At 37.3% G+C, this 10,142-nt stretch carries 9 protein-coding genes and 1 pseudogene; 4 read left to right on the top strand and 6 right to left on the bottom strand.

Features of this window, described 5'->3' with window-relative positions; translation table 11 throughout:
* The 4 genes and pseudogenes from ACXJIE_RS08840 to ACXJIE_RS08825 all read left to right on the top strand — a co-directional run.
* Positions 1 to 506 (top strand): annotated as a pseudogene (locus ACXJIE_RS08840) (M20/M25/M40 family metallo-hydrolase); the annotation flags it as partial.
* An 89-nt stretch (positions 507 to 595) separates the two neighbouring features.
* Positions 596 to 976, top strand: a complete 381-nt coding sequence (locus tag ACXJIE_RS08835; RefSeq protein WP_456480610.1) for a DUF6394 family protein — start codon at positions 596 to 598, stop codon at positions 974 to 976.
* A gap of 6 nt (positions 977 to 982) precedes the next feature.
* Positions 983 to 2,635: a potassium channel family protein gene (locus ACXJIE_RS08830; protein WP_456480609.1), complete on the top strand. Its 1,653-nt coding sequence runs from the start codon at positions 983 to 985 to the stop codon at positions 2,633 to 2,635.
* Positions 2,635 to 3,255 carry a carbonic anhydrase gene (locus ACXJIE_RS08825; protein ID WP_456480608.1) on the top strand — a complete coding sequence of 207 codons (621 nt, stop codon included), beginning with the start codon at positions 2,635 to 2,637 and terminating at the stop codon, positions 3,253 to 3,255. Before ACXJIE_RS08830 ends, ACXJIE_RS08825 begins: the two co-directional genes overlap by 1 nt.
* Positions 3,256 to 3,287: 32 nt before the next feature.
* Here the strand turns inward: ACXJIE_RS08825 and ACXJIE_RS08820 are convergent, their stop codons facing one another.
* The 6 genes from ACXJIE_RS08820 to pyrH are packed head-to-tail and all read right to left on the bottom strand — an operon-like array spanning position 3,288 to position 9,952.
* Positions 3,288 to 4,601 carry an N-acetylmuramoyl-L-alanine amidase family protein gene (locus tag ACXJIE_RS08820; protein WP_456480607.1) on the bottom strand — a complete coding sequence of 438 codons (1,314 nt, stop codon included), beginning with the start codon at positions 4,599 to 4,601 and terminating at the stop codon, positions 3,288 to 3,290.
* A complete protein-coding gene (locus ACXJIE_RS08815; RefSeq protein WP_456480606.1) occupies positions 4,601 to 5,686 on the bottom strand; it encodes a nitronate monooxygenase in 1,086 nt (361 codons plus the stop codon). The genes ACXJIE_RS08820 and ACXJIE_RS08815 overlap by 1 nt, the downstream gene beginning before the upstream one ends.
* Positions 5,686 to 6,885: a tyrosine--tRNA ligase gene (gene tyrS / locus ACXJIE_RS08810; protein WP_456480605.1), complete on the bottom strand. Its 1,200-nt coding sequence runs from the start codon at positions 6,883 to 6,885 to the stop codon at positions 5,686 to 5,688. The genes ACXJIE_RS08815 and tyrS overlap by 1 nt, the downstream gene beginning before the upstream one ends.
* Positions 6,886 to 6,911: 26 nt before the next feature.
* A complete protein-coding gene (locus ACXJIE_RS08805) occupies positions 6,912 to 9,023 on the bottom strand; it encodes a RelA/SpoT family protein (protein ID WP_456480604.1) in 2,112 nt (703 codons plus the stop codon).
* Positions 9,020 to 9,223: a DNA-directed RNA polymerase subunit omega gene (locus ACXJIE_RS08800; RefSeq protein ID WP_456480603.1), complete on the bottom strand. Its 204-nt coding sequence runs from the start codon at positions 9,221 to 9,223 to the stop codon at positions 9,020 to 9,022. Before ACXJIE_RS08800 ends, ACXJIE_RS08805 begins: the two co-directional genes overlap by 4 nt.
* A gap of 9 nt (positions 9,224 to 9,232) precedes the next feature.
* Positions 9,233 to 9,952 carry a UMP kinase gene (gene pyrH, locus ACXJIE_RS08795; RefSeq protein ID WP_456480602.1) on the bottom strand — a complete coding sequence of 240 codons (720 nt, stop codon included), beginning with the start codon at positions 9,950 to 9,952 and terminating at the stop codon, positions 9,233 to 9,235.
* Positions 9,953 to 10,142 lie beyond the last annotated feature (190 nt).

Raw genomic sequence — 10,142 nt, 5'->3', positions numbered from 1 at the left:
TTGCAGATAACAAAGGTAAAAAAGTTAAGATTATTGCAAAAGATTATCCGGAATTTTTAAAGAAACTGCCTCACGGTGTGCTTGAATATGATTTTGAATTTCAGGTTGTCAGTAAATCGGTAAATTTAGCGATTGTCGATAATGAAAACATTATTTTGTCCCTCAGGGCGAATTCAAATGAGAAACTTGAAGAAGTAAAAGAATACATAAAAGAAAAATGCGTAGGGACGAAAATGGAGTTTGAAGGTGAATATCCGGCATGGAAACCGGAAATTAGCGATCTTGCAAAAATACTAAAAGAAATTATGAATACAGAATACAAAGTAATTCACGCCGGGCTTGAATGTGCTGTGTTAAAAAACAAGCTTCCTAATGTTTCCATGGCATCTATAGGTCCGATAATTGAAAATCCTCATTCTGTAAACGAAAGGGTAAAAATCGAATCGGTAAAAAAAATATATGAAACCGTAATTAAATTAGTCGATTTGTTACAAAAAGTAACATGAATAAATAAAAAAATTTAGAAATTTATTTTAAGACAATTTATCTTTGTTAAAGAGTTATAATAAAAAAATTGGTATAAAAAGGAAATGCCATGAATACGCATAAAATAATTTCGGGTTTTTTCTTTATTTTAGCAATGACGCTTAATTTCGGGTTTGTTTACGGGGATCCTACGGTAATTGAACAGCACAGCGCGTATGAGCTTTTTTTTACAATCATAGTGAATTTGATAGCAACAATTCTTAAATTAGGCGATAAAACTCAGCTTGGTGCTGTCCTTTTGGCAACGAGTCTGGTTGCAGATTTGCAGTTGTTGGCGTCTGCTGTCGTATGGGCGGTGGCACTTTACGGGGTTCAAAAATTTACCGTTACAACTTCGGTTACAATTGTTTCACTTGCAGGAGGTGCTTTTTTGGCAAATCTTGTATCGGTGATACTTTTTATCGGTGATACGCTAAAATCTAAAAGATAATTAATTATGGATAACCAACTTATTTGGATTATTTTAAAAAAATTAAGAGCGCCGTTTTTGGTTATTATATTTACTTTTTCAATTTCAATTCTCGGAATGATGTTGATACCGGGAGTTGATGATAAAGGAAATGTTTATTATCTTAATTTTTTTGATGCTATTTATTTTGTAAGCTATATGGCTACCACAATAGGTTTTGGAGAATCCCCTTACGCTTTTACCTATCCTCAAAAGCTGTGGGTTACGGTTGCCATTTATTTAACGGTAATAGGCTGGTTTTACGGAATAGGGACTATTGTTTCGCTTATTCAGGATGAAACGCTGAAAAAAGCCATAAATATGAATAAATTCAGAAAACAGGTTTTAGGTTTAAAAGAAAAATTTTATATTATATTAGGATATAACAGAATCACAAAAGATATTATTAATTTAGCGGGTGAAAAGGGTTACAGATTTGTAGTAATTGATAAAAATGAAGAAAAAATAGAAGAACTGCATCTTGAAAATTTTCAGCCTTATGTTCCCGCTATAATGGGAGACGCTACAAATCAGAACGTGTTAAAACTTGCGGGAATCGGGCTTGAAAACTGCAAAGGCGTTATATCTTTGTTTGAGGATGACGCTAAAAATATGGAAATTGCCACTGTTTGTAAACTTCTTAATAAAAATATCGATATTATAGTAAAAGCAACTTCAAAAAATCAGTTTGATTATTATAAGTCATTAGGGATTAAATATATACAAAACCCTTTTAAAATTATATCCGACAGAATCTATTATAATCTCACTTCCCCCTATATTTGGCTTTTAGAACTTTGGGCATACGGGCACAGCCTTAAATTTTCGAAAAAGGACCTTTTTCCACACGGAAAATATCTAATCTGCGGATACGGAAGGATGGGAAAAGCGCTTGAAGAGGGACTTAAAAGAGCCGGTATCGAGTATGAAATTTTTAATATTAAAACCCAAGAGTATAAAGCCAAAAAAGGCAGCGTAATATTCGGGGATGAAGAAGATAAAAAAAATTTAGAAAAACTTGATATTAAAAAATTTGATGTAATAATTGCTTCGACTAATAATGACTTGCTGAATTTAACCATTATAAATAAAGCAAAAGAATTAAACCCTGAAATTTATACAATAGCGAGAGAAAATTCACTTGAGGATTTAACTATATTTCAAGCCGCAAAAATTGACAGAATATATGTTTTAGAAAAAATTTTAGCGGAATATACTTATACGGTTATTTCCAGGCCGCTTGTAAATGCCTTTATTGAAGAAATAAGAAAAAAAGACAATGAATGGGCTGAAGTTATTGTAAATATGTTAAAAACGATAGCCGGTGAAAATCCGCTTTATTATGAAATTGAAATAAATAAAAAAAACGCTTACGCACTTTGCAGAAGACTTGAAAAAGGTGAAAAAATAACGTACGGGGATATTAGGAAATCCAGGGCTGATAGAAACGAACTTTTAAAAATAGTGTATCTTTTATTGAAAAGAGACGGGAAAACGATTTTGATGCCGACTCCTCAGACGGAAATAAAAATAAACGATAAACTGTTAATAGCGGCTGATGAGGAAAATATTGACGATTTCGAATATATTGTAAATAACATATACGAACTTGAATATGTATTAAATAAAAAGGAGTCATAATGAGTGAAAAACTTTTTAAAGGTGTTTTGAATTTTAAAAAAGGGGATTTTGAAAATCATAAAGAGCTATTTCAGGAATTAAAAGAAGGGCAAAAACCGCACACTTTTTATATAGGCTGCAGCGACAGCAGAATTGTGCCGAATTTAATAACCAAAACAATGCCCGGTGAAGTGTTTGTGGTAAGAAACATTGCAAATATAGTGCCGCCATATGAAATTAACGACGGAACGTACAAATGTACGGCTTCAATACTTGAATATGCGGTAAAATATCTTGAGGTTGAAAACATACTTGTATGCGGCCACAGTAACTGCGGCGGGTTAAAAGCTCTTTTTTACCCTCCCGAAAAGCTTGAAAAACTGCCTTTTGTAAAAAAATGGCTTGAAATAATAGAAGATGTGAAAAAAGCCGTCGAAGGCATAAAGGATGTTAAGCTCAGGGAATGGGAGGTTGAACAGTTAAACGTAATAAAACAGCTGGACAATTTAATGACTTACCCTTTTGTTGAGGAGAGAGTAAAAGAAGGCAAACTCAGTTTGATAGGATGGTATTATATTATAGAAACGGGGGAAGTTTATAATTATAATAAAGAAAAAAACGAATTCAAACTTATTAATTGAACCAGAAAAGCCTTAATATTTTTAAAGTGTATTTACGGGTTTTTTTTAAAATAGTTTTCAATACCTTCGGCTATACCTTTTGCAAGAAACTTTTGATATTCCGGCGTAAACAGCCTGAGGGATTCGGTGGGGTTAGTCAGGTAGCCGGTTTCTATCAAAATAGCCGGCATCTGTGTACCGACTAAAACCCAAAATGGAGCCGGTCTGACTCCCCCGTCTCTTACATAGCTGTAACGGTTTTTCAACACTCCGAGCATCCCCTGCTGGATATCAATGGCAAGTTTATTGGAATCTATCATTCTGTCCCTGTTTAAAAAATTCAATATAACCCTCTGATCAAGATAATTGAGCCCTTTTATCTCTTTGTTTTCCAGCCTCGCAACCTCAATGGCCCTTTCGTTTCTGGTGGGAGAGAGAAAATATGTTTCTATTCCGTGTATTTTTTTGTTGTGTCCGGGGGCAATGTTGCAGTGTATTGAAATAAAAAGATCCGCTTTTTTGAGGTTTGCAAAATGGGTTCTTTTTTTCAAAGGTATGAAGTAATCGGAATTTCTCGTCAGATAAACCGTATAACCTTTTTTTATAAGGTAATTTTTCAGGTATTTTGCAATTTTCAATACGGCTATTTTTTCCATTCTCCGGTGTATGCCTATGCCTCCGGCGTCTTTTCCGCCGTGCCCGGGATCTATTACTATGACTTTATTTTTTTCTTTGTACGCTTTTGGCTTTTGCGCAAGAACGTTTTTATAAATTTTTTTCTGTCCGCTGTTTAGAGTTATGTTTAAAATATTGTTTTTTATTTTATAGTCTATTTTAAATCTTTTTTTGGAATACAAAACTATTCTGACCGTTTTTTTGTTAAACTGCGCTATTTTTAACGTAATTCCGTTTTTTAGCCGTTTGAATACGGGTTTTGAAATGATTGCATGGGGAATGTCGAACACTTTTTTATAAAGACGATGTTTTATTGTGAAATGTTTTATGTTGTTGTAAGGTATTTTGATTTTAATGGGGGACAAAGAGTATATTTTTATGTATTTGGAACGCTTCAGAGGCTTGTTCGAAGGTGTGGTGTCCGGGGATGCACCGTTTTGATTCAGTTTTGTTTTTTTCCGTTTTGTAAGTTCGGTAAGTTTTTTTTCATATTCCGAAGTGTTGAATTTTAAAAATTTTCCGCATTTTACAAGTTCATTTAACGCCTTTATTTGTCTGTTTTTGTCATCGTCGAGAATGGCTGATATGTATTTTTGCTGATATTTGTAATAATCGTTGTAAGCGTTGTTTATAGAAGTTGTGTCGCATGAAAAAAGGAGCGTGAAAAGGAAAATAAAAACGGCTTTTTTCATTATTCCCCTGTAAGCTCTTTCATAAGTTCTTTTACGCTTAAGAGTCTGTCCGCTTTGTATGCGTAAGCCCCGCTGAAAAACAGTCCGAGTTCCTCGTTCCCCGTATACGCGTCCGCAAGCCTGTCGGCTATACAGTAGCCCACTTTTCTTGCCTCTTCACCTCTTTTACAGGGAAAAACGCAGTTTGATATGCATTTTATAACGGGACCTTCTTTTTTTTCGACTTTTTCTATAAGTTTAGTTCTGATTCCCCTCGCAGGGTATCCGACGGGCGATTTCATAAGGATTATGTCTTCTTTTTTTGCATTTAACAAAATCCGTTTAAACTCGTCGCTTGCGTCGCATTCATGCGTGAGGGCGAATCTTGTCCCGAGCTGTACCCCGTCTGCCCCGAGGTTTATGAATTTCATAATATCTTCGTAGGACCATATTCCTCCTGCGGCTATTACGGGGATGTTTTTATCCCACTTTTCGACTTCTTTTTTAACATCGGAGACCAAATGTTCAAGCTGGTTTTCCTCTTTGAAACACTCTTCGTATTTAAAGCCCTGGTGCCCGCCGCTAAGAGGCCCCTCCACAATTACCGCGTCTGGAATTCTTCCGTATCGTTTTTCCCATCTTTTTGCAATAAGCTTAAAAGCCCTTCCCGTTGAAACGATAGGCACAAGCGCCACATCCGGAAAATCCTTTGTAAATTCCGGCATATCCATAGGAAGCCCGGCACCGGTGATGATTATGTCCACTCCCGCTTCGCAGGCATTCCTTACCACTCTTCCGTAATCGTTTATGGCATATAGTACGTTGCACCCGAGAGGCGCATCGCCGCATATTTTTCTTGCGTTTTCGACTATTTTAAACAAAGCGTCCCTGCTGTAAAACTCTTTTTCCAGAAGGGGTCTTCCCTCTACCAGTTTTTTTGCGTATTTTTTATCTTCGTAATATCCCGTCCCCACTGCGCTTATAACTCCTAAACCGCCTTCTTTGCTTACATTTCCGGCAAGTCTGTCCCAGCTAATTCCAAGACCCATCCCGCCTTGTATTATCGGGTTTTTTATTATATGTTTTCCTATTTTAAGAGGCTTCATTACATTACCTTTACTTTTGCGAATTTTCTTTTCCCTATCTGTAAAATATATTCCCCGCCGCTTTTTAAAACGGTGTTTTGGTCGTTTGTTTTCTCGCTGTTTATTTTTACCGCGCCCGCTTTGATATGGCGTCTTGCCTCGCTTTTTGAAGAAGCGAGGGAGGTGTTAACGAGAGCGTCGGTTATATTTTGCTCGTTAATGGTGAATTCCGGTATGTTTTCAGGGATTAACCCTTTTTTGTGGATGTTGTCGAAATGCTCTTTTGCTTTTTCTCCCGCTCCTTTGCCGTGAAACCTGTCGACTATTTCGATTGCGAGGGCCTCTTTTACTTTTTTAGGGTTAAATCCGTTTTGAACCTCTTTTTTCAATTTTTCTATTTCTTCAATGGATTTGTCACTTAAAAGTTCGTACCAATCCCACATAAGTTCGTCCGAAATTGAAAGCACTTTTGCGAATATGGTGTTTGCGTCTTCCGTTATTCCTATATAGTTTCCGAGGGATTTGCTCATTTTGTTAACACCGTCAAGTCCGACGAGAAGCGGCATCATAACTACGCTTTGCTCTTTGCCCACGTTATATGTTTTTTGAAGCTGCCTCCCCATTAAAAGGTTGAATTTCTGATCCGTTCCTCCTATTTCGATGTCGCTTTTAAGAGCCACGCTGTCATAACCCTGAAGAAGGGGGTAAATAAATTCGCTGATGGCTATCGGGGTGTTTGACTTGTACCTTTTTTCAAAGTCGTCCCTTTCGAGCATTCTCGCCACCGTGTAAGTCGTTGTCAGTTCGACAATTCCCGCAGCGCCGAGAGCGTTTAGCCATTTTGAGTTAAACAGCACTTCGGTATGTTCTTTGTCTAATATTTTAAACACCTGTTCTTTGTAAGTTTGGGCGTTTTTTGCAACTTCTTCAGGGGTGAGCATTTTTCTTGTAGCGCTTTTTCCGCTCGGATCCCCTATCTGCGCCGTAAAATCACCTATTAAAAACTGAACCGTCGCCCCGTATTTTTGAAATGTTTTTAATTTTTGCAAAAGTACCGTATGGCCTAAATGAAGATCCGGAGCGGTCGGATCAAACCCGGCTTTTATTGTAAACCTCTCACCCGTTTGATAATATTTTTTTATAAGCTCTTCTATTTTTTCAAGTCCTATTATTTCGCTTGTGCCTCTTTTAATTTCGTTTACAGCTTTTTTAATTTCCATAAACCGCCTTTCTTTATTGTGATTTTTCAGTCGTATGCGTCTTTTGTCGATATGAATTCAATTATGTTGTATTCGTTTTCTATTTTTTTCCTAATATGCCCGTACTGCTTTGAATCGAATTCGATTTCGAGCCTGCAGTTGTTGGATTCTTTACCCAGACTTATCGAATGGATAAAAATACCGAGTTTTGTCAGAAAACTTACGAATTTGGCAAGTTCCCCCTTTTTATTTTGAAGTGTGACCACTAAAAAATACCTGTTTTGAGTGTTTCTTATCCATTCGACAAAGACCGCTTTGTCAATTTTTTTTTCGGCATTATTACAAAATCTGTGATGAATTTCAACTTCCTTTTTTTTCATAAGCCCGAGAATTTTGTCTCCGAATTTCGGATGACAGCAGTAGTTGAAGCTTATATCGTTAATCTGTTTGTTCGTAATCACACGGATGTTGTCGAATTCAAGCTCTTTTAAATTTATATTTTTGAAATATAAAAGGTTTCTTTTTCTCATCGTTTTGTAAAGTCTTTTTACAACGTCTTTTAAGAAATTCTTATCTTCCACTATTCTGCTTATTGATTCGCAAAGGGAATTCGCTTTTATAAAAGCCCTTATTTTTATATCTTCTATGTCGAAGATTCCTTTTAAAATGGCGATTGCCAGTTTTTTATTTATCTCTTTTTCTTTTTGGCGGCACAGTTTTTTCTGTTCGTATTTGGCTTTGCTTGTTTTTATGGACTCTATCCAGCTGCATCTGGGAATAACCTCGTCCCCCGTTACGATTTTGACGATATCACCGGTTTTTAGGGTGGTGAGAAGCGAGGCTTTTTCCTTGTTTATGTATGCGCCTATAGCCCTGTTTCCTATGTCGGTATGGATCATATATGCGAAATCCAGCGCGGTTGCGCCCCTTGGCAGCGTAAACGTTTCGAATTTGGGCGAATACACGACTATATCTTCGCTGAAAAGGTCGTTTTTTGCAAGTTCGTAGAAATCTTCTATGTCTTCGTCGAACTTCATATCCTCGAGCCATTTTACGTTTGGCAGTGCCGTGTTTAGTTTGTATTTCCAGTGGGCGGCTATTCCGAATTCAGCGTTTTTGTCCATATCGTACGTTCTTATCTGCACCTCTATTATGGAGTTTCCGTCGTATACCGTCGTGTGCAGCGTCTGGTAGCCGTTTTCTTTCGGAATAGCTATATAGTCTTTAAAACGGCTTATTAACGGTCTGAAATTAAGATGAACAACTCCTAAGGTTTCATAGCACTCTATCGGTTCGTTTACGATTATTCTGACGGCTAAGAGATCAAGGATTTCCTCGATGGAGATTCCTTTACGCTGCATTTTAAGAAATATCGAATAATAATGTTTTATTCTGCTTTTTATTTCGAAGTCTTTAAGCCCTTCTTTTAAAAGAAGTTTTTGAATTTTCTGTATGAACTCGTTTAGCCTTAACGTAAATTCTTTTTTGTGTTTGTTAAGATAATCGTCTATTTTATTGTATTCTTCGGGCAAAAGGTATTTAAAGGCGAGATCCTCAAGAACGTTTTTTAAGGTTGAAATTCCCAGTCTGTGCGCTATGGGCGTGTAAACTACAAGTGTTTCTTCTGCTATTCTTTTTTGTTTATGCGGCGGAAGCGCGCTTAAGGTGAGCATATTGTGAAGCCTGTCGCACAGTTTTATGACCAAAACCCTTATGTCCCGAATGGACGCTAAGAGCATTTTTCTAAACGTCATAGCCGATTTCGTGAGTTTTTCGTTCGAGCTGGAAGGTGCGAGGGAGCTCTGTCTTATTTCCACTATTTTGGTAAGCCCTTCGACTAAATTGGCGACGTTTCTTCCGAATTTGTCTTTTATGTAATAGATGGTGTAGTGGGTGTCTTCTACGATGTCGTGAAGAATCGCCGCGGTAATTACGTCTTCGTCCTCACTGAAATAGCTTGTTATTACGGCCACCAAAATGGGATGTATTACATAATCCTCCCCGCTTTTTCTTTTTTGTCCGCTGTGTGCCTTAACGGCAAAATCGACCGCCTGTTTAATAAGTTCGGTGTTTATCCTGCTCAAAAGAAGCCGCAGGGCTTCGTTAGTAGTTTTTATGTATTTGATAGTTTCTATAAGCTGTAAAAAATCTTCTCTCAAACCTCTTTAACCTTTACGAGTCCTTCGGCTATTTCAAGTGTCGCTATTTCTGTTAGCTGCATATTCGGTTTTGGAAGATCTATAAGCGGTTTGGCCCCGTTTATAAGCTCGTTGACCCTTTTTGCCACCGCCTGGCTTAAAAGATATCTGTCGTAATTGACTTTTTCCAATGCTTTTGCGTTTATCTGTTCTATTCTCATGTTTCTCCTTTACTTGACTATTGAATATTTCGCATTCGGATCGTTTTTTAATATTTTCAGCAAATTGCCTTTTTTGAACATATTGCAGACGATAATGGGAAGCCTGTTTTCCCTTGCGAGGGCAATAGCCGTATCGTCCATTACCCTGATGTTGTCTTTGAGGGCGTCTTCATAGCTTATTTCTTCCAATAAAACGGCATCATCGTATTTTTCCGGATCTTTATTGTAAATGCCGTCCACTTTCGTGGCTTTTATTATGGAACCCGCTCCTATTTCACTGGCTCTCAAAACCCCCGCCGTATCCGTGGTAAAAAACGGATTACCGGTACCGGCGGCAAATATTACGACCCTTCCTTTCTCAAGGTGTCTTATTGCGCGCCTTACAATGAAGTTTTCGGCTATTTCCTCCATTTTGATGGCGCTTTGGACCCTTACGGGAACATCGTCGTTTTCAAGGGCTTCTTGCATGGCAACGGCGTTAATGACCGTTGCGAGCATACCCATATAATCACCCGATGTTCTTTTTATAATACCGTCTTTCGCGGCGCTTACACCGCGTATGAAGTTGCCTCCTCCTATTACAAGGGCAATTTCGAAACCTTCTTTCACGACCGATTTTATTTCGTCGGCGAGATATTTTAATATTTTGGTGTCTATTCCGAAACCTTCTTCTCCGGCTAAAGCTTCTCCTGAAAATTTTATAAGAATTCTTTTTTCGTTTCTTTTCATGGAAGGCCTTTTTAAAACGGTATTATATCATAAATAATAAAACTTCCGAGTACTCTGAATGTAGGCACTGACCGAATAACATCATTTAACACCTTTTAAATTAAGATTAACAAAGAACATAGCGAGTCGATTATCTAAGCACTCAAAAGATTTAGAATGTGCCTTTGTTTTTCTTACTAAATATGATATT

The sequence above is a fragment of the Nautilia sp. genome (assembly GCF_053994455.1).
Note: the sequence above shows the minus strand (reverse complement) of the source record. Positions and strands in the feature narration are given on the sequence as shown.

What these genes read in the sequence shown, in the direction of transcription:
- ACXJIE_RS08835 (WP_456480610.1), top strand. Translation starts at nt 596, where the DNA reads ATGAATACGCATAAAATAATTTCGGGTTTTTTCTTTATTTTAGCAATG.
- ACXJIE_RS08830 (WP_456480609.1), top strand. Translation starts at nt 983, where the DNA reads ATGGATAACCAACTTATTTGGATTATTTTAAAAAAATTAAGAGCGCCG.
- ACXJIE_RS08825 (WP_456480608.1), top strand. Translation starts at nt 2,635, where the DNA reads ATGAGTGAAAAACTTTTTAAAGGTGTTTTGAATTTTAAAAAAGGGGAT.
- ACXJIE_RS08820 (WP_456480607.1), bottom strand. Translation starts at nt 4,601, where the DNA reads ATGAAAAAAGCCGTTTTTATTTTCCTTTTCACGCTCCTTTTTTCATGC.
- ACXJIE_RS08815 (WP_456480606.1), bottom strand. Translation starts at nt 5,686, where the DNA reads ATGAAGCCTCTTAAAATAGGAAAACATATAATAAAAAACCCGATAATA.
- tyrS (WP_456480605.1), bottom strand. Translation starts at nt 6,885, where the DNA reads ATGGAAATTAAAAAAGCTGTAAACGAAATTAAAAGAGGCACAAGCGAA.
- ACXJIE_RS08800 (WP_456480603.1), bottom strand. Translation starts at nt 9,223, where the DNA reads ATGAGAATAGAACAGATAAACGCAAAAGCATTGGAAAAAGTCAATTAC.
- pyrH (WP_456480602.1), bottom strand. Translation starts at nt 9,952, where the DNA reads ATGAAAAGAAACGAAAAAAGAATTCTTATAAAATTTTCAGGAGAAGCT.